We start from the raw sequence: 20,511 nt of genomic DNA, 5'->3' as shown, positions 1-20,511 counted from the left end.
TGTTGTAATTGCGGGTTCGACGGATTGTCCGGGTCGAGATTGTCTTTTTGATCGCCGAGGCGTTAGAACCGTGCCCGCGCCGGCGATCCGGCGCAAACGCGTTACTCGTCGCTATCGAGCCCGCCCGGCGGCGGCCCGATCGTCATGCCCGCGCCCGACCCTGTGCGGGTTCCGGGGGGATAGGCATCGGTTGCTGTCTCGGGCGGAACGTCCGCGACGCAGCGGCTCGCGTCGCCGTCGCGCAGACATTGCACGAAACGGTCCGCCTCCTGTGGCGAACGAAATCCGTAGATCTTGCTGGCAACCTGCACCTGTGTGTCCGACAGTCGCTTCGACGGCGTTTCCATCACCACTCCTTTTTGCTCGAAGATCTATTGCTACGAGCAACGCGCGCGCCACCTCCAATGCAATCGCGCCGCGACTGCGGCACAGCGCTTGCGTTGGCCCCAGGCAGACCTGGCAGGCCTAGCGCGCCGCGCTCAACCGTCTTGCGTCGGCGATGCCGACGGCGGCCCGCAAGTCGTCCGGATGAACCATCAATTCGCGGACCTCGCGCAGCGTTGCGTACTGGTCGAGCGCCGTCCGCCATCTCGGCGATTCGAGCAACTGATGCCACACCGGTTCCAGCACCGCGCAATCGGCATCACGGCCATCCGCCAGTGCTGCCGCGAAATCGAGGCTGGCGTGCGCCGACAGCAGCTGCATCCGGCTCGCAGGGCCCAGCACGCGCGGCGCCGCTTCGACGGGTGCGTCGCAGCAATAGAGCACGGTCCTGCGAAGACCGGCCCCGTCGCTCGTCAGCGCGGCGAGCGACGCGCCGCTCAAGCCCACCGTCCCCTGCTGCGTCCGAAACGGGTAGACAGTGTGCGGGTCCGCATGCGCAAGCAGCGTCAGTCCACGCACGAGCCGCGGCAGATCGGTGGTGGCCGCATCGACCGATGCCTTCGCTTCGACGAGCAGGCAGACGTCCCACGCCGCCGCGTCGGCCGGGGGCTGTGCCTGGCGCAGCAGCACCACGTCCCATTCGGTTTTCGCGCGCTCGTGGCTCGCGGGTATCGCGGCCGGCACGCGCATCGAGTTCACGACACGGTACGAGGCGAGCGCACCCTGCGCGTCATTGAGGCGCCGCGCGAGCGCGTCGAGCGCATCGGCGGCCGATGCCTCGACCGCGGCGCCGCGCTGCTTCGAACTCAAGCCTCGTGCCACGGCAGTCGAGCTTCCCGGGCGCGGCCCCTGGCGATCCCACAGCGTCTGGTACTGACGCACGCGCGCGTCGGACGCGAGCGCGTAAAGACGGCGCAAGCGCTGCAAAGCGGCACTCTCCAGCAATTGCGCGAGGCCGCGTTGCAGCGCCGCGTCGTGCGCGATTTGCGGCGTATCGATGCAAGCTTGCACGGCTTCGGCCAGCTCGGGCCACGCTTCGGCGAACGCCAGCGCGTGCAGACGCGCCAGCGCGTCGCGTTGCAGGCCGGGTAGCAGCCGCTGCTGTTTGGCCGGATGTGCGATCGCATTGACGGCCGCGTAGATCAGCCGGCGATCGACGCTCGCGTGCGCGGCCAGCGACGCGTACTCGCGCACCACCGTGCTGCGATGCCGTAGCAGCATCGCCTGAAACACCGGGTCGCCGGCTTCCTCGCGCATCGCCTCCCGAATCATGCGCGCGAGCGCCTCGACGAAGAAGCGCTGGTTCGCCGCATCCGGCGCTTCGCCACGCGCGCTCGCCTCGCGAGCCTGCTCGATCGCGAGCGCGAGCACGGTGGCGGGTCTCGCTTGCTGCGTCGGCGCGCAGACGGCCGCAAGCGCCGGCAGGCGATAGCGACGCGCGACAGCGTCGAGCATCTCGTCGAGCAACGAAGGCGATGGCGTCAAGGACATAGCGATATGTCGATCAGTTGGCGAAATAACTGTACATGAAGGTTCGATGCGGCGCGCGGACCGGCACGGGCCGCCCCGTCAAAACGCCATTGCCATAAACTTCATAAAAAATGGGCGCTGGGAAATCCCGATAAACATTACAAAATACAAACATGAATCGAACCGGCAATTACATTTTTCCGACATTGAACATGCATGACGAATTCAGCACGAAAATTGCTCTCCGGATTAACACGGAGAAAACCGGCTTCAACCATGCAGACGTTTAACGCTCGGCGTACACTCGCCGGGAAGCGCTTGCCATAAGGCGCAAGGGCTACGGTGCCGTCCGCGATCAAACGCGGTTTTGTGGGGACTCAGGAGAACGACCAATGAGCTGGACTCGGGAACAGAGAAACGTCACGATCGCCGCCTATCTAGGCTGGACCCTCGACGCATTCGATTTCTTTCTGATGGTGTTCGTATTGAAAGATATCGCGCAGGAATTCAATACGGACATTCCTTCGGTCACAGTCGCGATCATGCTGACCTTGATGATGCGCCCGCTCGGCGCATTGATTTTCGGCTGGCTCGCCGACAAATACGGCCGTCGTCCGACGCTGATGGTCAACATCGCGTGCTTCTCGCTGCTCGAACTGCTGTCCGGTCTGTCGCCGAACCTGATGACGCTGCTCGTGCTGCGCGCGCTATTCGGTATCGCGATGGGCGGCGAATGGGGTGTCGGCGGCGCGCTGACCATGGAAACCGTGCCGACGAAGTCGCGCGGTATCGTGTCGGGTCTTCTGCAAGCCGGTTATCCGAGCGGCTACCTGCTCGCGTCGATCGTGTTCGGCCTGTTCTATCAATACCTCGGCTGGCGCGGCATGTTCTTCGTCGGCGTGCTGCCCGCGCTGCTCGTGCTGTACATTCGCGCGCACGTGCCGGAGTCGCCCGCGTTCAAGACGCTCGAGAAGAAGGTCCGTCCTGGCCTCGTCGCGACGCTCAAGCTGAACGTCGGTCTGTCGATGTACGCGATCATCCTGATGACCGCCTTCAACTTCTTCTCGCACGGCTCGCAGGATCTGTATCCGACCTTCCTGCGCGTACAGCGCCAGTTCGACGCGCACACGGTGTCGTGGATCACGATCACGCTGAACATCGGCGCGATCTGCGGGGGTCTGTTCTTCGGCTGGGCGTCGGAGAAGATCGGCCGCAAGCGCGCGATTTTCATCGCCGCGTTGATCGCGCTGCCGGTGCTGCCGCTGTGGGCCTTCTCGACCACGCCGATCCTGCTCGCGCTCGGCGCGTTCCTGATGCAGATCTCGGTGCAAGGCGCCTGGGGCGTGATTCCGGTGCACCTGAACGAAATCTCGCCCGATGAAATCCGCGCGACCTTCCCCGGTCTCGTGTATCAGCTCGGCAATCTGATCGCGTCGGTCAACGGTCCGCTGCAAGCGAAAATCGCCGAAGTGCACGGCAACAACTACGCGCTCGTGCTGGCGATCGTGGTCGGCATCGTCGCGATCCTGATCTGCGCGCTGATTCCGTTCAGTCGCGAGCGCCGTGGCATCGACATGACGCAGTCCGCGCGTGAAGTCGTCGGCGCGGAATCGACGGACGGCGCGGTCGGAGGACGAGTTTAAGAGCTTGAGGCTTTCGAACCAGACGGCTAGCCAATACGCGTCAGCGCGTGGGAGCCGGGTCAACCCGGTCGTCGAGCGCAAGGCCAGATTACATCGCAACACGACACGAGGCCGTTCCGATTCGTTCGGAACGGTCTTTTTATTTTCCGCGCGGCATGACGCGCCGCGCTTCGCCAGCATGGCTCCCCGACAGGTCTTCTAGAGGAGTTCGTCGAGCCCGTCCCTTGATCGCACCGACCATCCTTTCTTATCCTAAAAAAAACGGTCGTTTCAAATATCGATTTGAATCGCGTGTTTGCGAGCCGGCAGCCCCGGCAACTGGGAGACGGCAACATGGCAGTTCGCACACCTGGCCGGCATGCCGGCGATACGAAGTCACGCATTCTCGACGCCGCGGAGACGCTGTTCATCGAATGCGGCTATGAGGCGATGTCGCTGCGCCAGATCACTTCGCGCGCCGAAGTCAATCTCGCGGCGGTCAACTATCACTTCGGCAGCAAGGAGTCGCTGATTCACTCGATGCTGTCGCGCCGGCTCGATCAGCTGAACCGGGAGCGCCTGAAGCTGCTCGACCGTTTCGACGTCATGCTCGGCGCGCGCCTGACCTGCGAGCACGTGCTCGGCGCGATGTTCATTCCGGCGCTGCGCCTGTCGCGCGATCCGCGTGTCGACGGCAAAGCGTTTCTGCGCCTGCTCGGGCGCGCCTACACCGACCCCTCGTCGTTCATCCGCGACTTTCTGAACGCGCATTACGAAGCGGTGGCGATGCGCTTCTTCGACGCGTTCCAGCGCGCGCTGCCGCATCTGCCGCGCGAGGAGCTCGGCTGGCGGTTGCATTTCGCGATCGGCGCGCTGTCGGGGGTGCTCGCCGGCACCGATACCGACAGCCTGATTGCCGAGTTCTCGCAAGGCAAGTCGATGAACGATCTGCAGCTCATCGCGCGCCTGGCGTCGCTGATGGTCTCCGCGCTGAAGGCGCCGCTGCCGGACGGCTCGCAACTGGCCGCGTTCGGCGCCGTGCTCGGCGATGCGACCGACGGCGGCGTGGACGGCACGTTCGCCAGTGCGCAAGAACACACCAGCGGCGAGGCGGCCGCGTGCGCAGTGGCACGCGACACGTTCGACAGCAACAGCCGCGGCGGCACTATGGAAGCGGCGCCGGCAAGCTATCAGCATGGGCTGCACGGCACCGCCTGACGACGTCTCACGGCGTCATTGCGTCATCACTCGACGTAACCACCACACGTCGTACATGGAACCCGATCGAGCTCGCTTACCCGAGCAGTACATTTACGTTGCGCAGCTGCGCCGTGCCCGTCAGTCGAATCGGTAAGACACGGTAACGCCCGACGCAAGTGCGCGACTCGCAGCTGGCCCGGCGATTGCGTCACCACAGAGGAGGAAACGTCATGCCGTGGTTCATCCTGGCGCTCGTCATCGCCGCATTCGCTCTCGTCTACGTTCAGGCCCGCGCCTCATGGTGGCTCGCGGCGCTGATCGTCTGGGTCGCGGCCGCGCTCGTGAGCGGCGCGGCCGGCCCGCTGCTGACGACACTGCTCGCGATCGTGTTCGTACTCCCCGCCCTCGTGCTGACGATCAAACCGCTGCGCCGCGCATGGCTCGCGAAACCGGTGCTCGACACGTTCCGCAAGATCCTGCCGCAGATGTCGCCGACCGAGCGCGACGCGATCGAGGCGGGCACGGTCTGGTGGGATGCCGAGCTGTTCTCGGGCCGCCCGCACTGGGACACGCTGCTCGGCTATGGCCCGGCCGTGCTCAGCGCCGAAGAGCAGACGTTCCTCGACGTCGAATGCGAGCAACTGTGCGAGCTCGCGAACGACTGGGAAACCACGATGGTCTGGCAGGACCTGTCGCCGCCAACGTGGCAGTTCATCAAGCAGCACGGCTTTCTCGGCATGATCATTCCGAAGCAGTACGGCGGCAAGCAGTTCTCCGCGTACGCGCATTCGCAGGTGATCATGAAGCTCGCAACGCGCTGCTCGGCCGCGGCCGTGTCGGTGATGGTGCCGAACTCGCTCGGCCCGGCCGAGTTGCTGATGCACTACGGCACCGACGCGCAAAAGAACTACTATCTGCCGCGTCTCGCGCGCGGCGAGGAAATCCCCTGCTTCGCGCTGACGAGCCCGTATGCCGGGTCCGACGCCGCCGCGATTCCCGATGTCGGCGTCGTCTGCCAGGACCTGCACGAGGGCCGCGAGACGCTCGGCTTTCGCGTCACGTGGGACAAGCGCTACATCACGCTCGGGCCGATCGCGACCGTACTCGGCCTCGCGTTCCGCGCGCTCGACCCCGACCATCTGCTCGGCGCGAACGACGAACCCGGCATCACCTGCGCGCTGATTCCGACCGACCACCCTGGCATCGACATCGGCCGGCGTCACTGGCCGTTGAACGCGGTGTTCCAGAACGGCCCGAACTCGGGCAAGGACGTGTTCATTCCGCTCGACTGGGTGATCGGCGGACGCGCCCAGGTCGGCAACGGCTGGCGCATGCTGATGGAGTGTCTGGCGGCGGGCCGCGCGATCTCGCTGCCGTCGTCGAACGTCGGGATGGCGAAGATCGCCGTGCGCGGCACCGGCGCATATGCCGCGATTCGGCGCCAGTTCCGCACCGCCGTCGGCAAGTTCGAGGGCGTGCAGGAAGCGCTCGGCCGCATGGGCGGCAACCTGTACGTGATGGACGCCGCGCGCCGCCTGTCCGCGCAGGCCGTCGACCTCGGCGAAAAGCCCTCCGTCATTTCGGCGATCGCCAAATATCACATCACCGAGCGCGCGCGCATGGTCATCAACGACGGCATGGACGTCGTCGCCGGCAAGGGGATTTGCATGGGGCCGTCGAACTTTCTGGCGCGCGCGTATCAGCAAATGCCGATCTCGATCACCGTCGAAGGCGCGAACATTCTGACGCGCTGTCTGATCATCTTCGGCCAGGGCGCGATTCGCTGCCATCCGTACGTGTTGAAGGAAATGACGGCGACGCGCGAGCCCGATCGCGCGAAAGCCTTGCGCGAGTTCGACGCGGCGTTCTTCGGTCACGTGAATTTCACGGTGTCGAACGTGGTGCGCAGTGCCGTGTATGGGCTGAGCGGCGGCGCGCTGATCGCGAAGCCGCGCCGCGCGTATGCGCCGCTCCATGCGTACTATCGCGCGGCGACGCGTCTGTCGGCCGTGTTCGCGTTGCTCGCCGACGTGTCGATGTTGGTGCTCGGCGGCGATCTGAAGCGTCGCGAACGCATCTCGGGACGCCTCGGGGACGTGCTGTCGCAGCTGTTCCTGATCTCGGCGACGCTGAAGCGTTTCGAGGACGAAGGCCGACAGCACGACGACTTGCCGCTCGTGCGGTGGGGCGTCGAGGATGCGCTGTACAAGGCGCAGCACGCGCTCGACGGCGTGCTCGCGAACTACCCGAACCGGGTCGCCGCGACGCTCGTGCGTGTGCTCGCATTCCCGTTCGGCCTGCCGCATCGCGAGCCGTCGGACCGGCTCGGCAGCGAGATCGCCGAACTGATGCAAACGCCCGGCGCCGCGCGCGAGCGGCTCGTCGCCGACTCGTACGTGCCGCACCCCGACGTCGATGCGCTCGGCTATGGCGAGCTCGCGTTCGCGCTCAATCCGCAGTTCACGCAAATCGAGCAGAAGCTGCGCGAGGCGGTGAAGCAGGGTCTGCTCGAACCGCTGCCGCAAAGCCTGCCGCAGTTCGCCGCATGGACCGATGCGGCGCAACGCCAGGGCCTCGTCGACGCGGACGAGCGGCGCGTGCTCGACGACTTACGCGCGCTACGGCGCGCAGGTCGTCAAGGTCGACGATTTCCCGGCCGACTTCGACCTGCTCGCGAGCTTGCAACAGCGCAAGCAGGCGCTCGAAAAGGCGCTGGAACTGGTGGCCTGATGCGCGCGCTCACGGAGAAAAAACTACCGACCCAGCGCGGCAAACCGTACCGGAGTCACGCAACTCAAGGCACACTGACACACGTCCGGCGCCCCTGAAAATCACGGGGCTGCCTGCGGCGCGTCCAGCGGAGCAACCGATAACATGAACGACTCCTACCTGAAGTTCGTCAACTCGCCGTTCGGCGGCCGTCTCGCGCGCTCGCTCGGGCTGCCGAAGCCCGAGGTGCTGCGGCGCTATCGCGCGGACCGGCCCGAGTTCGACGGACTGATCGCGATCGGCGCGGGCTGCGAGCCGCGCCTGTTCGACGCGCTCGCGAGGCTGATCGCCACCATCGGCATGACGAGCGTCGCGCACGAAAGCGCCGGGCTGTGGGTGCCGCTCGCCCATCGCCACGGCCTGATGACCGGCCGCTTCGAGCCGGCCGAAGCCGGTGCGCCGGGCAAGCTTGCCGCGTTGATGTTCGACGCGAGCGGTATCGACGACAGCAGCCTGCTCGAACCGCTGCACGGCTTTTTCCACGACACGCTGCGCTCGCTCGGCAAGTGTGGGCGCATCGTCGTGCTGGGCCGGCCGCCCGAGGCCTGCGCGAGCCCGCGTCAGTGGACTGCCCAGCGCGCGCTCGAAGGGCTCGTGCGCTCGCTCGGCAAGGAAGCGCGGCGCGGCATCGCCGCGAATCTCGTGTACGTGGAGGAAGGCGCTGAAAACGCCATCGAGGCGACGCTGCGCTTTTTCCTGTCGCCGCGCTCGGCCTACGTGTCCGGTCAGGTGGTGCGGATCGCGGCACATGGCGCGCTGCCGCACGACGCGCCCGCGTTCGACTGGCGCCAGCCGCTCGCCGGCCGGCGCGCGCTGGTCACGGGCGCGGCACGCGGCATCGGCGCGGCGATCGCGAGCGTGCTCGCGGCCGAGGGCGCGCATGTGATCGGCCTCGACATTCCGTCCGCGCGCGACGCGCTCGATGCGACGATGCGGCAGCTGAACGGCAGCCCGCTCGCGTTCGACATCGCCGCGCCCGAAGCGCCCGCGCAGATCGCCGCCGCGCTCGACGAGCTCGGCGTCGACATCATCGTGCACAACGCCGGCATCACGAAGGACAAGACCATCGCGAAGATGACCGACGCCGTCTGGCAAAGCGTGATCGACATCAACCTGAGCGCGCAGGAACGCATCGACGACGCGCTGCTCGCGGGCGGCATCTTGCGCGACGGCGGGCGCATCGTCGCGGTGTCGTCGATCAGCGGCATCGCGGGCAATCGCGGCCAGACCAACTACGCGACGTCCAAGGCTGGCGTGATCGGCCGGGTGCAGAGCATGGCGCCGCCACTGCGCGCGCGCGGCATCACGATCAACGCGGTCGCGCCCGGCTTCATCGAAACGCAGATGACCGCGAAGATTCCGCTCGCGATCCGCGAGGCCGGCCGCCGCATGAACTCGATGAGCCAGGGCGGCCAGCCCGTCGACGTCGCGCAGACCATCGCGTGGCTCGCGCATCCGGGCTCGGCCGGCGTGACGGGCCAGGTCGTGCGCGTGTGCGGTCAAAGCCTGATTGGCGCCTGAACGGGAGCATGGGTATGGACGAACCGCGTGATCCGTTCGGCAGCCGTCAGCTCGCTCCCGCGCCGGGCGACGGCGCGCGGCCGAAAACCGTCGTCATCGAAACGCTGCCCGCGCCGGCCAAGCTGTACGGGCGCGCGCTGACGGGCATCGTCAAGCGCGGCCGCGACACGCGGCTGCCGCCGTTGCGGCTCGTGCGCCCCGCCGTCGTGCTCGAGCCCGGCCCCGTGTGGCGCTATGCGCGCGCGTGCGGCTTCATTCCCGAGCACGGCGTGCCGCTGACCTACCCGCACCTGCTCGCGTTTCCGCTGCATCTGCTGATGCTGACCGACCCCGCGTTTCCGTGGCCCGCGCTCGGTCTCGTGCATCTGGCCAATCACGTGCGGCTGCGCCGCCCGCTCGCCTACAAGGACCTGCTGCGCATCGAGGTCGAATTCGGCGCGCTGCTGCGTCACGACAGAGGTCAGGCGTTCGTCGTGCATACGCGCATCTATCGGCGCGGCGAGGCGGTGTGGGACGGCGACAGCGTCTATCTGAAGCGCGCGGTGCCGGCGCTCGGCCATCCGCTCGAAGCGTTGACGCTCGGCCCCGATGCGCTGCAACGGATCGCGCGCTGGCAGCTCGCGCCGCAACTGGGCCGCGACTACGCGAGCGCGTCCGGCGACTACAACCCGATCCACATCAGCGCGCTGTCGGCGAAGGCGTTCGGCTTTCCGCGCGCGATCGCGCATGGCATGTGGACGCTCGCGCGCGCGGCGTCGTCGCTGCAGCCGCCGAAGCCGCTCGCCGAAGCAACGCTCAGCGCCGAGTTCAAGGTGCCGATGCTGCTGCCGGGCGAAGCGTCGCTGTGGAGCGCATCGCCTTCGCTGATCGAGCGCGATCTCGAGGTGCGCGATATCGCCGGGGAAAAGCCGCATTTGCGCGGGCGCATGCAGTGGCGGCTGCTGTGAACCGCGAGCGCGCCGTTCGCATCGACCAATAATCTGGGAACGACCCAAAGGAGCCGAGCATGTCCCACCCGCAACCTGCCGTGCGCCGCGTCGCCGTCATCGGGGGCAACCGGATTCCGTTCGCCCGCTCGAACACCGCGTACGCGAGCGCATCGAATCAGGACATGCTGAGCTTCACGCTGCAAGGGCTGATCGATCGTTATGACCTGCACGGCGTGCGTCTCGGCGAAGTCGCGGCGGGCGCCGTCATCAAGCATTCGCGCGACTTCAACCTGACGCGCGAGTCCGTGCTGTCCACCACGCTCGCGAAGGAAACGCCCGCCTACGACGTGCAGCAGGCCTGCGGCACCGGCCTCGAAGCCGCGATCCTCGTCGCCAACAAGATCGCGCTCGGGCAGATCGACGCGGGCATCGCGGGCGGCGTCGATACCACGTCCGACGCGCCGATCGGCGTCAACGAGCGCATGCGCAAGATCCTGCTCGAAGCGAATCGCGGCAAGAGTACCGGTCAGCGTCTCGCCGCACTCAGCAGGCTGCGGCCCGGCATGTTGTTCAAGCCGCTGTTGCCGCGCAACGGCGAGCCCCGCACGGGGCTGTCGATGGGCGAGCATTGCGAGCTGATGGCCAAGCGCTGGAACATCTCGCGCGAGGCGCAGGACGTGCTCGCGTACGAGAGCCATCGCAAGCTCGCCGATGCGTACGCGCGCGGCTTCGTCAACGATCTGATGACGCCGTACAAAGGCCTCGCGCGCGACAACAACCTGCGCGCCGACCTGTCGCTCGAAAGGCTTGCGAACCTGAAGCCCGTGTTCGACCGCGACGCGGGCACGCTGACCGCCGGCAACTCGACGCCGCTGACCGATGGCGCATCCGCGGTACTGCTCGCGAGCGAAGCGTGGGCGGCCGAGCGTGGCTTGCCCGTGCTCGCGTATCTGAGCTGGTCGGAAACCGCGGCGGTCGACTTTTTCGACCAGCAGGAAGGCCTTCTGATGGCGCCCGCCTACGCGGTGCCGCGCATGCTCGCGCGCGCCGGCCTCACGCTGCAGGACTTCGATTTCTACGAAATCCACGAAGCGTTCGCGGCTCAGGTGTTGTGCACGCTCGCGGCATGGCAGGATGACGAATATTGCCGCACGCAGCTTGGCCTCGCCGGCGCGCTCGGTGCGATCGACCGCACCAGGCTCAACGTGAACGGCGGTTCGCTCGCGACCGGCCATCCGTTTGCGGCGACGGGCGGACGTATCGTCGCCGCGCTCGCGAAGATGCTGGCGCAACTCGACAAACCGGCCGGCAGTGCACGCGGGCTGATCTCGATCTGCGCGGCGGGCGGCCAGGGGGTCGTCGCGATTCTGGAACGCTAGCGCGGCAGCGCATACCAACATTTTCAGGAGGCAACCGATGACCGAGCCCACCCAAGCCCCGCTGCACGTGCCGGACGCAGGCGGCACGCCTCGTCGAAACCCGGTGCCCCACCCCGCTCCGAACACCGACGGCATCTGGTACGCGTCCTATCCGGACGACGTGCCGCGCGACATCGACGTCACGCAATACGAGTCGATCGATCAGTTCTTCGACGAATGCATCGCACAGTTCCGCGAGCGCGTCGCGTACGTGAGCGTCGGCGCGAACCTGACGTACGGTGAACTGGGCCGCAAGGCGAGCGCGTTCGCGGCGTACCTGCAAAGCATCGGCGTGGAGCCGGGCGAGCGCGTCGCGATCATGCTGCCGAACACGTTCCAGTATCCGGTCGCGCTGTTCGGCACGATCAAGGCGGGCGCGGTGGTCGTCAACGTGAATCCGCTCTACACGGTGCGCGAACTCGCGCACCAGCTAAAGGACAGCGGCGCGCAGACGATCGTCGTATTCGAGAACTTCGCGAAGACGCTCGAAGATGCATTGCCCGGCACCAAGGTGCGCAACGTGATCGTGACCGGGCTCGGCGATCTGCTCGCCGACGGCGCGAACCTGAAGGGACACCTGCTCAATTTCATGCTGCGTCACGTGAAAAAGATGGTGCCCCCTTACAAGCTGCCGCAGGCGGTGCCGCTCCTGACAGCGCTTTCGGCCGGTTATGCGCGGCCGCACACACCGGTGCGCGCGACCCACGAAGACATCGCGTTCCTGCAATACACGGGCGGCACGACCGGCGTCGCGAAAGGCGCGATGCTCACGCACCGGAACATCCTCGCCAATCTGTTGCAGGCGAAGGCGTGGGCCGCGGGGCAGCTGTCCGGCGAGGGCGAAACGGTGCTCACGCCGCTGCCGCTTTATCACATCTACTCGCTGACCGTGAATGCGCTGATCTTCATGGGGCTCGGCGGGCGCAACATCCTGATCGCGAATCCGCGCGACATGAAGCGCGTGATGATGATCATCCGTCACGAAAAATTCACCGGCATGACCGCGGTCAACACGCTCTATAACGCGTTCCTCGACAACGAGGAATTCTGTCGGCGCGACTTCTCGGACCTGAAGCTCGCGATGGCGGGCGGCATGGCGACGCAGAAAGCCGTCGCCGAGCGCTTCAAGGCGGTGACGGGCAAGCCGATCATCGAGGGCTACGGACTCACCGAGTGCTCGCCGATCGTCTCGATGAATCCGGTCGATCTGACCAATCTGCGCGACTTCGAGGGCTCGATCGGCTTGCCCGCGCCGTCCACGCAGGTGCGCTTCAGAAAAGACGACGGCAGCTGGGCCAATATCGGCGAGGCGGGCGAGCTGTGCGTGAAGGGCCCGCAGGTCATGAAGGGCTACTGGAACCGCCCCGACGAAACCGCGAAGGTGATCGACGACGACGGCTGGCTCGCGACCGGCGACATCGGCGTGATGGACTCGCACGGCTTTATCCGTCTGATCGATCGCAAGAAGGACATGATCCTCGTGTCGGGCTTCAACGTGTATCCGAACGAAATCGAGGACGTGATCGCCGCGCATCCGGACGTGCGCGAAGTCGCCGCGATCGGCGTGTCCGACCCCGCGCAGGGCGAGCGCGTGAAGGTGTTCATCGTGCGGCGCACGCCGACACTGACCGCCGAGCAGGTGATTGCGTACTGCCGCAAGAATCTGACTGGCTACAAGGTGCCGAAGCTCGTCGAGTTCCGCGACGAGCTGCCGCAAACCAACGTCGGCAAAATTCTGCGCCGTGCGTTGCGCGACGAGGAACTCGCGAAACAGAAGTCCGCCTGACGGGAATAAGCGTTGCTTCAAAGCGTTATTGCTTTGTTGCTTCGCGTTATTGCCTTGCAGGTTGCATGAGCGGCCGCGTCACTTTCTGGAGAAATTCATGAAGCACCGCATGTCCGCCCGTTCGCATCGCCGGCGACAGCGCTTGCTGGGTGCGCTGCTCGTCGCGCTCGGCCTGCTGTCGGTGCCGACGGCCTTCGCGCAGAACGACGATCGCCCGCCCCCGCTCAACACCGCGAGCGCCGTCAAGCCACCCACCACGCCGGCCGCGCAGGTCGGCATGCTGACGCTCGACCAGCAGGTCAAATGGCTGCGCGCCGCGCAGCAAAGCGGCACGCTCGAAAAGCTCGACGACGCGCAACTGGTCGCGCTGTTCCAGTCGCTCGATCCGCTCGCGCTGCCGCGCTATATCAAGGAAGGGCCGAACGACTACCCGTCGTACGAGTTCACGATGTCGCGCTCCGAGCGCATTCGCGGCATCTGGCCCGACAAGCCCGATCACATGCTGGTGCGCGTCGCGCACGACCCGCTGCGCATCTACGCGAAGTGGCTGCCCGACGGCGCGCACGCGGGCCAGGAAATCATCTACGACGAATCGAAACGTAGCGACGAAACCTACGGCCACCTCGGCGGCATCATGAACGTGATGCCGTTGTGGACGTCGCTGACCGGCGCGCTCGCACGCTCGCAATCGAATCACAGCGTGCGCGATCTCGGCACCGAGTACGTTGCCGATCAATACCTGAGTGAAGGAAAAAAATACACCGAGGCCGGCTTGCCACGTTCGGTGCGGATCGCAGTGAAGACCATCGACGGTGTGCGCGTCGTCGCGTTCACGTTCGAAACACCGGTCGGCCAGCCACAGTTCTACGCGAAAAAGGAAACGCTCGGGCTCGATCTGCGTCATCCGTTCTTTCGCAGCGTCCAGTCTTACGACAACGACGGCAAGATTTTCGAGCAGATCGTGTTCGAGAGCATCACGCCGAAGACATTCGACGATTCGACCTTCGATCCGAAGAACAAGGACTACAAGTTCTAGCGCGCGCTGCGCGGGGTCAGCGCGAAGGCCACGTGGGCGGGTTGCGCGTCCAGCCCCTCGCGCGCTTCGTGACGATGCTCGACGAAGCGTCCCGTGCGAAGCGCGAAGTGTTGCAGGACGAAGTAATCGGACGCGCGCGTGAAGCCGATCAGCGCGGGCATCGCGTGCGGGGTCCGCCCAACGTCGAGCAGTGGCGCAAGTGTGGTGAACCAGAGCGCGCCCGCATCGTCGCCGGTTTCGAAGGTCGGCAAGCGAAGATGCGCGGCATAGCGTGCGAACGACGCGCCGCATTCGAGCGTCGAGTCGACGATCGCGAACGCGCGCGCATCGTCAGCGCACGCGGCGGCTTGCGCGAGCCACGGCCATGCGCCGCCCGCGGCCGTCGCGAGGCATGCGCCGGTGAGCATGAAAGTGCGTCGATCCATTGGCGTGTACGTTCCGTTCTGTTTGCGCTTCGGTCTGCCGTGCGTGTCCGCACGCGTCGTTCACGTGTACCCCCGCCGGTCGCGCCACGCCGCCGGCCAGATGCCCTGCTTGCCCGGCGCGAGAATGCCGTTCGGATCGAGCGCATCCTTCAGCGTTTCGGCGAAGCGCAGCGACGCACCGTCGTTGAAGCTGTATTGCGCGGCCGCGAAATCCATGTACGCGAGATGCGCGCGATATTCGCCGTAGCCGGCCGCGCGCGCGTCGCTCATCAGCGAGCGCAGCAGCGCGCCGGCCTGCTCCACCTGGTTCGCGTCGTCGCGATCGAAAATCGCCGCGAAAATATGATGCAGATGCCGCGCGCCCGCGGTGAAGCCACCGTAGTAGTCGAAGCCGTATTCGGCGGCGCGCGCTTTCACCATCGTGTACTGGCGCATCGCGTCGCGCCCGGTCGCCGGACAGATCGGCGCGAAGTCGACGTGCGCGCCCGCACCGCCGCGCCAGTCGAGCATGCGAAACGCGGTCATCGCGGGAATGCCGGCCATGTTGCGATCGCCACCGCCAGTCGGCTGAGCATCGCCCGCATAGCGCGCCGCCGTGAGCCGCGCCTCTGGCACCCGCGCGAACGCGCGCTCGATCAGCGCGTAGCGCGCATCGATCAACTCGGGCGTGCCGTACAGAGCGAAATGCAGGTTCCAGCGTCCGACGCCGAGTTTGTCGAGCATCGCCTGCACCGCGCTCCCGGGCATCGCGCCCGCGCCGTCGTACCACTGCCGGCGTGGCGACAGGCTCGCCGCGCGCCGCAATCCACCCTCGATCACCGCGTGATTGCGGATCGTGCCGTCGAGCCGCAACGGCCGCAGAATCTCGACGATCTCCTCCAGATCGGCCTCGCGACGAAACTGGATTTCGCCGAGCAGATACGCGGGCGGCGCGGGCATCAGCCACACGCCGAGCTTCGTCACGATGCCGTAGTTCGACTGCATGAACATCGCATCGAACGACGGCCCGTAGCCCGGCTGATACAGCTGCCACGCAGTGCCGATCTCGACGCCGCCCATGCCGGTGCGCAGCACGTCGCCGTTGGCGAGCACGACCTCCATCCCGCATTGGGCCGCCGCGTGATCGCCGTAGTCGGTATAGCCGAAGCCGCGCTCCAGCGTGTTGCCGACCACGCTGCCCCAGCCGGCAGCCGGTGGATCGACCCACAGCTTGTAGCCCTTGTCGCGCAGATGCGCGTACAGATCGAAATAGCTGACGCCCGGTTCGACCAGCGCATAGGCGAGCGTTTCGTTGACTTCGAGGATGCGGTTCATGCGCTGCAAGTCGAGCACGACCGAGCCGCTGAGACGCGGCGCCGCGCCGCCGTACGCGAAGTTGCGCCCGGTCGACACGGTCCACAGCGGAATCCGGTACTGATTGGCGATGCGCAGCACCGCGCGGATTTCATCGACCGACGCGGGCAGCAGCGCGGCGCTCGCGACAAACGCCCCCGGCTCGCCAGGCGCGAACGGATCGCCATAGGCGGCGAGGCCGGCGTCGGAACGCAGCACGTGCGCTTCACCGACGATCGCGCGCCAGCCGGCGAGCGCCCGGTCGAACTGCGCGGCGGACAGGTTGGGCGGCAGCGTCTGGGGCAAGGCGTCTCCTTGTCGGTCGGGCGACCCGCGGGTGCAGTCGCGCGGGCAGCTATGCGTGCGTCGCCGCTAACGGTCTTGACGACACGCTACCGCCCGCTACTGCTGCCACGTCTCGGGCTTACCACCGAGCTCGCTGCACACGTCGATCGCGATCTCGCGCAGCTTGCCTTCCGCGATCGCGCCAGACAGCGCGTAGCCCATGCCGTCGCTGATCCAGTAGAAGGTGCGGCGGTTGCCGTCGCGAAACAGACGGAACGCGGTTTCGTTGCGGGTGACGCCGGTCACGTACAGCGTCAGGCGCGCGCCGGTCTGGTTCTCGTACATGAACTGCGCAGCCGGCCCGGCCTCGCCGGGCAACAGCCGGCCGCCCACCAGCGAATAACCATACTCCTGCAGCGACGGCACCGACAGCGGACGATTCAGCCGCTTCGACAGCCAGGTGATCAGATGCTCCTCTTCGCTCGCGGCGACTTCGACCGGATGACGCCGCTCCGGCGAGTACACCGCATACGCGACATCCGCGCGCTGCGCAAAACCGGCCGGCTGTCCGCCGAAGCCGCTCCACGCGCCGCCGGTCAGCCGCGGCGCGAGCGGACCGAGCGCCAGCGCGAGCCCGGCGCCAGCCGCGAGCCAGCAGGCGGCGAGACCCGCGCGCTGCCACCACGGCCGCGTCCGACGCACGACGATAAAAGCCGGCTCCTCCGCCTCCGTGGGCTGGCTGCCTGCATAGCTTCGCTCGCCGGCTTCAGCGGCTTGCTGCCGATCGTCGGCCCGCTGCCCTGCTTGCGCTTGCCGCGCATCGCTGTCCGGCGCGCCGCACAGCGCTCGCAGCGCCGCCTTCTGCGCGCGCCACGCGGCCACGCGCGCGGTGGCCTGCGGATGCTGGCGGAGCTGCGTTTCGATCGCGGCGCGCTGCTCTTCCGGCAATTCGCCATCGACATAGGCCGACAGCGCGCGCAGATCGAGCTCGTCATGCAAGCCGGAATCGGAGTCGTCGTTGTTCATTATCGGTTTCTCACCACTTTCAGCGGCGCGACTTTATGCGCCGCCCGCGGCGCACGGGGCTGCGGTCCGTGCATCGGTCCTGGCGGCTCCTCGCACAGCAACGCGCGCATATGCTCGCGCGCCCGCGACAGCCGCGACATCACCGTACCGATCGGCACCCCCAGCGCGCTCGATGCCTGCTGGTACGACAGCTCCTCGACGCACACCAGCAGCAGCACCTCACGCTGCTCGAGCGGCAGGCAGTACAGCGCGCGCTGCACGTCGCGCAGCACCAGACCGTCGACCTCACCTTGCGGCGCCTCGAGATTGCGCCACGGCGCGCTTTCGTCGTCGACGGCGATCTCGCGGCGCCCGCGCAGCTGGTCGATGTACAGATGCCGCAGGATCGTCAGCAGCCACGCGCGCAGGTTGCTGTTCGGCCGGAATGCCGACCAGCGCGCAAGCGCGCGCTCCGCCGTATCCTGCACGAGATCGTCGGCCCAGGCGCGGTCGCCCGTCAGCGCGCGCGCATAGCGGCGCAGCTGGGGCAGCCACGCGATCACTTCCGCTTCGAATGTCACCCGGCGTGCCAGGCCCGGTCGCGGCGTTAGTAGCCGCCGCCGCTGCTGTTGCTGTTGTTGCTCGAACCCGACGCGGCGTTGTCGGTATCGGCCGCGTGCGCGAGGGAGCCGCACGCGAGCGCGAGCAGGACGAAGAGCGCTGACAGAATACGGGATGCTTTCATGGTGAGCCTCCTGGCAGATGCCCGGCACGCGATCGACCGACCGGCGCGGCGGGCGGCAGGCCGCGGAATGCGGTACTGCCATACTGGACTCAACGCCGCGATCGCGTGGTTTATTCCATCGCCGTCGTGGCGCTGTTTCGCTGCGCTGTTTCTCCGGGCTTTTCGCGGCGCTTCGACGCCGCCGCCGTGGTCGCGCAACATGCCCCTATGTTCTTCCTTTTCCGCCAACCATGCCGGCAATGCCTGGAGAGACCGGAAGAAGACGACATTGACCAGCTGATTCGTAACTCAACGTTACAGTCCCGCGTTATCGGATGCTTATGTGCTCACAAGTCGTTATAGTGGACAAAGTTCGCCCCGTCGACGCGTTCTGCCCCCGCATAGGGTAGAAAGGGTAAAATCGCGGCGAACCACCGTCTATCTAACCTGAATTGTCCATGGCTTCCGCAGAATCGCATCCGCAAAACGACTTCATGAACGCTGCGCGCAAGGAACGAAAGCGCGTCGAAATCTATCTGGTCAACGGCATCCGCCTGACCGGATGCATCGAGTCGTTCGATCAGTACCTGGTGATGCTGCGCACGCCGGTTGGCCTGCAAGGCATCTACAAGCGCGCGATCTCCACGATCCAGCTCGACACCGGCACGCGGCCGGCGCCGCGCACGGGCCGAACGTCGCATGGCGAACATGGCGCGCGCGGTCCCCATGGTTCGCGCGAACATCGCGAGCCGCGCGAAGGGCGTGAATCGTACGGCACGCCGTCGGCGGAACGCGCGCCGAGCGAGCGCAGCGGCAACTCCGAAGGTCCGGTGGTCGTCACGCGGCGGCGGCGTCTGTTCGGCACCGGCGGCGAAAGCGGCAATCATGGCGGCAATCATGGCGGCAACCACGGCGGCGGCAGCCCCGGCGGCAATCAGGAATAAATACGAAGAAGCTGTAGCGGCCGCGCCTCGCTACTGCGCGGACGAACCGAGGCGCCGCGGAATTTTCTCCAGTTGGGTCAGCCGACGCTCGGTCAGCTCGAATCTCCCCTTGACCGCCAGCACGCGGCGGCGCCAGTAGCCGGCGTCGAACAGGTGCAGCGCCGGTTGCCGCGTCGCCCAATCCAGGTGTTCCAGTTCGGCTTCCACGACGTGGGCTGCGAGCACTCGTCGCGAGCCCGCCGGCTTTTTCCCGTTCATCTGGTTCGCTGTGTGATGGATCGATGGAGGTGTCGTTCGCGGCTCGAGCGCGGCCGGGACACTCGGAGAACGAATCGATGCCAGCCGGCTTTAAACGACGCGCCTGCGCCATCTGGCGGTCGTTCGCCGATAGCCGCGATGCGCTATGCTGAATGATCGACCCTCTACCGATGGAGCGCGCCATGACCAGCAAAAACCAGCATGCCTCCCGACCGGCGCGCACGCGCCGGACGCCCCCGACGTCCGCCGATACGCGGCTCGACGAAGCGCTGATGGAAAGCTTTCCCGCCAGCGATCCGATCGCCGTCGACATGACGCAGCCGCCTTGCGAACGGATGCGCAAAACGCAAGCGGATACGCGCAAGCGGCATTGAAGTCGCGCCGTCTTGCGTCGTACGACGGCGGCGCACAACGACGCGGCAACGAGCCGTCAAGGCTCGCGAAAAATGCCGAGTGCAAATGCCGAAAAGCCCGGCGGTAAAAGTGCGATGCGCGGGCTGGCGGGGTGTGGAAAGCACCGATCAAACACAACAACGGTAACGCCCGCGGACGAGCCGGACGGCGCACCGATTTCCGCGCCGTCCCGCCGCTCCACCCAGGCTCACACCGTCGTGCTCAATGCACCGGCAAGCCGCTATTGAGCTGACGCTGCAGGTCGCGCACCTGGCGCTGGGCGACGCGCAACTGATCCTGCGCGGCGGCCTTCTGCTGCGCCAGTTCGGTCGCCTCGGCGCGCTTCTGCTCCTGCTGGCTCGCGACGATGCTTTGCTGCTGACGCGCGACGTCGAGGTCGGCCTGCAGCCGGCTCGCGCGTTCCTGCGACAGCGCGACCATGCGCTGCGTGAACGCCTTCTGCGCTTCGAGTTGCGTACGGCGGATCTCGATGTCCGACAGTTGCATCGTCTGCCGCGCGAAATCCTTGTAGATCAGCTCGGCGCGCGCGGCGTCCTGCGACTTGATCACGCGCCAGAAGTTTTTCTGCTGGAACAGCGCGACGTAGTAGGTCATCTCCTTGCCGTAGAACAGCAGGCTCGCGCCATAGCTGCCGTTATACGTGGTGCGCAATTCGCTCAGATCCGGGCCGTGGATCATCTGCTGCAATTCAGCCACGTTCCCGGTGGCGGATTGCCGGTTTTCATCCGGCGTCAGTGCAGTGGTTTCCGCCTGGCCGGCCTGCGAGGTGTCGGGCAACGCACTCGTCGTACCCGGCTGGGACACGACCGTACCGCTCGCACCACTGTTCTGCAGAGCCTGTGCATTCGCGCCCTGAAGGGCCCCCAATACGATGCATGCGGCCAGAGCAATCTCTCGTAGCTTCGACTTTCGGTCCATGTGATACCTGTTGAACAGATTTTGTTTTAGTAGAAAACGGGGAATTATTACTCACTTTGGCGGGTTTCGGG

At 66.4% G+C, this 20,511-nt stretch carries 18 protein-coding genes and 1 pseudogene; 10 read left to right on the top strand and 9 right to left on the bottom strand.

What is annotated here, in order from left to right; genetic code table 11:
* Positions 1 to 101 precede the first annotated feature (101 nt).
* A complete protein-coding gene (locus OKW26_RS40605; protein WP_018418326.1) occupies positions 102 to 347 on the bottom strand; it encodes a hypothetical protein in 246 nt (81 codons plus the stop codon).
* 118 nt (positions 348 to 465) lie between these two features.
* The gene (locus tag OKW26_RS40600; protein ID WP_429357051.1) at positions 466 to 1,875 is read right to left on the bottom strand and encodes a 3-deoxy-D-arabino-heptulosonate 7-phosphate synthase; all 1,410 of its coding nucleotides are present in this window, start codon (positions 1,873 to 1,875) and stop codon (positions 466 to 468) included.
* Between the two features lie 371 nt (positions 1,876 to 2,246).
* On the opposite strand from OKW26_RS40600, the gene OKW26_RS40595 reads away from it, so the two are divergent.
* From OKW26_RS40595 to OKW26_RS40560, 8 genes and pseudogenes are all read left to right on the top strand, one after another.
* Positions 2,247 to 3,497 carry an MFS transporter gene (locus tag OKW26_RS40595; protein WP_429357050.1) on the top strand — a complete coding sequence of 417 codons (1,251 nt, stop codon included), beginning with the start codon at positions 2,247 to 2,249 and terminating at the stop codon, positions 3,495 to 3,497.
* 333 nt (positions 3,498 to 3,830) lie between these two features.
* Positions 3,831 to 4,694 (top strand): TetR/AcrR family transcriptional regulator, encoded by an 864-nt coding sequence (locus OKW26_RS40590; RefSeq protein WP_429357049.1) that lies wholly within the window; start codon positions 3,831 to 3,833, stop codon positions 4,692 to 4,694.
* A 212-nt stretch (positions 4,695 to 4,906) separates the two neighbouring features.
* Positions 4,907 to 7,406, top strand: a pseudogene (locus OKW26_RS40585) (acyl-CoA dehydrogenase).
* A gap of 144 nt (positions 7,407 to 7,550) precedes the next feature.
* Complete coding sequence (locus tag OKW26_RS40580) at positions 7,551 to 8,966, top strand: 3-oxoacyl-ACP reductase (protein ID WP_429357048.1); 1,416 nt, start codon at positions 7,551 to 7,553, stop codon at positions 8,964 to 8,966.
* Between the two features lie 14 nt (positions 8,967 to 8,980).
* Positions 8,981 to 9,913, top strand: a complete 933-nt coding sequence (locus OKW26_RS40575) for a MaoC/PaaZ C-terminal domain-containing protein (protein WP_429357047.1) — start codon at positions 8,981 to 8,983, stop codon at positions 9,911 to 9,913.
* Positions 9,914 to 9,972: 59 nt separating this feature from the next.
* Complete coding sequence (locus OKW26_RS40570; protein WP_184066838.1) at positions 9,973 to 11,274, top strand: acetyl-CoA C-acetyltransferase; 1,302 nt, start codon at positions 9,973 to 9,975, stop codon at positions 11,272 to 11,274.
* A 37-nt stretch (positions 11,275 to 11,311) separates the two neighbouring features.
* A complete protein-coding gene (locus OKW26_RS40565; RefSeq protein ID WP_429357046.1) occupies positions 11,312 to 13,099 on the top strand; it encodes an AMP-binding protein in 1,788 nt (595 codons plus the stop codon).
* A gap of 97 nt (positions 13,100 to 13,196) precedes the next feature.
* Complete coding sequence (locus tag OKW26_RS40560; RefSeq protein ID WP_429357045.1) at positions 13,197 to 14,135, top strand: DUF1571 domain-containing protein; 939 nt, start codon at positions 13,197 to 13,199, stop codon at positions 14,133 to 14,135.
* On the opposite strand, the gene OKW26_RS40555 is transcribed toward OKW26_RS40560, so the two are convergent.
* From OKW26_RS40555 to OKW26_RS40535, 5 genes are all read right to left on the bottom strand, one after another.
* The gene (locus OKW26_RS40555; protein ID WP_429357044.1) at positions 14,132 to 14,560 is read right to left on the bottom strand and encodes a hypothetical protein; all 429 of its coding nucleotides are present in this window, start codon (positions 14,558 to 14,560) and stop codon (positions 14,132 to 14,134) included. The two genes, OKW26_RS40560 and OKW26_RS40555, sit on opposite strands and share 4 nt — an antisense overlap.
* A gap of 60 nt (positions 14,561 to 14,620) precedes the next feature.
* Positions 14,621 to 16,198, bottom strand: a complete 1,578-nt coding sequence (locus OKW26_RS40550) for an FAD-binding oxidoreductase (protein ID WP_429357043.1) — start codon at positions 16,196 to 16,198, stop codon at positions 14,621 to 14,623.
* 96 nt (positions 16,199 to 16,294) lie between these two features.
* Positions 16,295 to 17,203 carry an anti-sigma factor family protein gene (locus tag OKW26_RS40545; RefSeq protein WP_184066823.1) on the bottom strand — a complete coding sequence of 303 codons (909 nt, stop codon included), beginning with the start codon at positions 17,201 to 17,203 and terminating at the stop codon, positions 16,295 to 16,297.
* Positions 17,203 to 17,763: a sigma-70 family RNA polymerase sigma factor gene (locus OKW26_RS40540; protein WP_429357042.1), complete on the bottom strand. Its 561-nt coding sequence runs from the start codon at positions 17,761 to 17,763 to the stop codon at positions 17,203 to 17,205. Before OKW26_RS40540 ends, OKW26_RS40545 begins: the two co-directional genes overlap by 1 nt.
* A 26-nt stretch (positions 17,764 to 17,789) precedes the next feature.
* Positions 17,790 to 17,927 (bottom strand): hypothetical protein, encoded by a 138-nt coding sequence (locus tag OKW26_RS40535; RefSeq protein ID WP_167368637.1) that lies wholly within the window; start codon positions 17,925 to 17,927, stop codon positions 17,790 to 17,792.
* A 437-nt stretch (positions 17,928 to 18,364) separates the two neighbouring features.
* On the opposite strand from OKW26_RS40535, the gene hfq reads away from it, so the two are divergent.
* Positions 18,365 to 18,850: an RNA chaperone Hfq gene (gene hfq, locus OKW26_RS40530; RefSeq protein ID WP_184066817.1), complete on the top strand. Its 486-nt coding sequence runs from the start codon at positions 18,365 to 18,367 to the stop codon at positions 18,848 to 18,850.
* Between the two features lie 30 nt (positions 18,851 to 18,880).
* Here hfq and OKW26_RS40525 read toward each other — a convergent pair whose 3' ends face one another.
* Positions 18,881 to 19,108 carry a hypothetical protein gene (locus OKW26_RS40525; protein ID WP_429357041.1) on the bottom strand — a complete coding sequence of 76 codons (228 nt, stop codon included), beginning with the start codon at positions 19,106 to 19,108 and terminating at the stop codon, positions 18,881 to 18,883.
* Between the two features lie 182 nt (positions 19,109 to 19,290).
* On the opposite strand from OKW26_RS40525, the gene OKW26_RS40520 reads away from it, so the two are divergent.
* A complete protein-coding gene (locus tag OKW26_RS40520; RefSeq protein ID WP_429357040.1) occupies positions 19,291 to 19,482 on the top strand; it encodes a hypothetical protein in 192 nt (63 codons plus the stop codon).
* Between the two features lie 241 nt (positions 19,483 to 19,723).
* On the opposite strand, the gene OKW26_RS40515 is transcribed toward OKW26_RS40520, so the two are convergent.
* Entirely contained in the window at positions 19,724 to 20,440 is a 717-nt protein-coding gene (locus tag OKW26_RS40515) for a DUF2968 domain-containing protein (protein WP_184066800.1), read from the bottom strand.
* Between the last annotated feature and the right edge of the window lie 71 nt (positions 20,441 to 20,511).

This window comes from Paraburkholderia sp. 32, assembly GCF_050435345.1.
Classification (GTDB): Bacteria; Pseudomonadota; Gammaproteobacteria; order Burkholderiales; family Burkholderiaceae; genus Paraburkholderia; species Paraburkholderia tuberum.
The sequence above is the reverse complement of the archived record's forward strand: the minus strand, read 5'-3'. Positions and strand labels throughout refer to the sequence as shown.

What these genes read in the sequence shown, in the direction of transcription:
- OKW26_RS40605 (WP_018418326.1), bottom strand. Translation starts at nt 347, where the DNA reads ATGGAAACGCCGTCGAAGCGACTGTCGGACACACAGGTGCAGGTTGCC.
- OKW26_RS40565 (WP_429357046.1), top strand. Translation starts at nt 11,312, where the DNA reads ATGACCGAGCCCACCCAAGCCCCGCTGCACGTGCCGGACGCAGGCGGC.
- OKW26_RS40515 (WP_184066800.1), bottom strand. Translation starts at nt 20,440, where the DNA reads ATGGACCGAAAGTCGAAGCTACGAGAGATTGCTCTGGCCGCATGCATC.
- OKW26_RS40535 (WP_167368637.1), bottom strand. Translation starts at nt 17,927, where the DNA reads ATGAAAGCATCCCGTATTCTGTCAGCGCTCTTCGTCCTGCTCGCGCTC.
- OKW26_RS40575 (WP_429357047.1), top strand. Translation starts at nt 8,981, where the DNA reads ATGGACGAACCGCGTGATCCGTTCGGCAGCCGTCAGCTCGCTCCCGCG.
- hfq (WP_184066817.1), top strand. Translation starts at nt 18,365, where the DNA reads ATGGCTTCCGCAGAATCGCATCCGCAAAACGACTTCATGAACGCTGCG.
- OKW26_RS40600 (WP_429357051.1), bottom strand. Translation starts at nt 1,875, where the DNA reads ATGTCCTTGACGCCATCGCCTTCGTTGCTCGACGAGATGCTCGACGCT.
- OKW26_RS40520 (WP_429357040.1), top strand. Translation starts at nt 19,291, where the DNA reads ATGACCAGCAAAAACCAGCATGCCTCCCGACCGGCGCGCACGCGCCGG.
- OKW26_RS40560 (WP_429357045.1), top strand. Translation starts at nt 13,197, where the DNA reads ATGAAGCACCGCATGTCCGCCCGTTCGCATCGCCGGCGACAGCGCTTG.
- OKW26_RS40525 (WP_429357041.1), bottom strand. Translation starts at nt 19,108, where the DNA reads ATGAACGGGAAAAAGCCGGCGGGCTCGCGACGAGTGCTCGCAGCCCAC.
- OKW26_RS40545 (WP_184066823.1), bottom strand. Translation starts at nt 17,203, where the DNA reads ATGAACAACGACGACTCCGATTCCGGCTTGCATGACGAGCTCGATCTG.
- OKW26_RS40580 (WP_429357048.1), top strand. Translation starts at nt 7,551, where the DNA reads ATGAACGACTCCTACCTGAAGTTCGTCAACTCGCCGTTCGGCGGCCGT.
- OKW26_RS40595 (WP_429357050.1), top strand. Translation starts at nt 2,247, where the DNA reads ATGAGCTGGACTCGGGAACAGAGAAACGTCACGATCGCCGCCTATCTA.
- OKW26_RS40570 (WP_184066838.1), top strand. Translation starts at nt 9,973, where the DNA reads ATGTCCCACCCGCAACCTGCCGTGCGCCGCGTCGCCGTCATCGGGGGC.
- OKW26_RS40590 (WP_429357049.1), top strand. Translation starts at nt 3,831, where the DNA reads ATGGCAGTTCGCACACCTGGCCGGCATGCCGGCGATACGAAGTCACGC.
- OKW26_RS40555 (WP_429357044.1), bottom strand. Translation starts at nt 14,560, where the DNA reads ATGGATCGACGCACTTTCATGCTCACCGGCGCATGCCTCGCGACGGCC.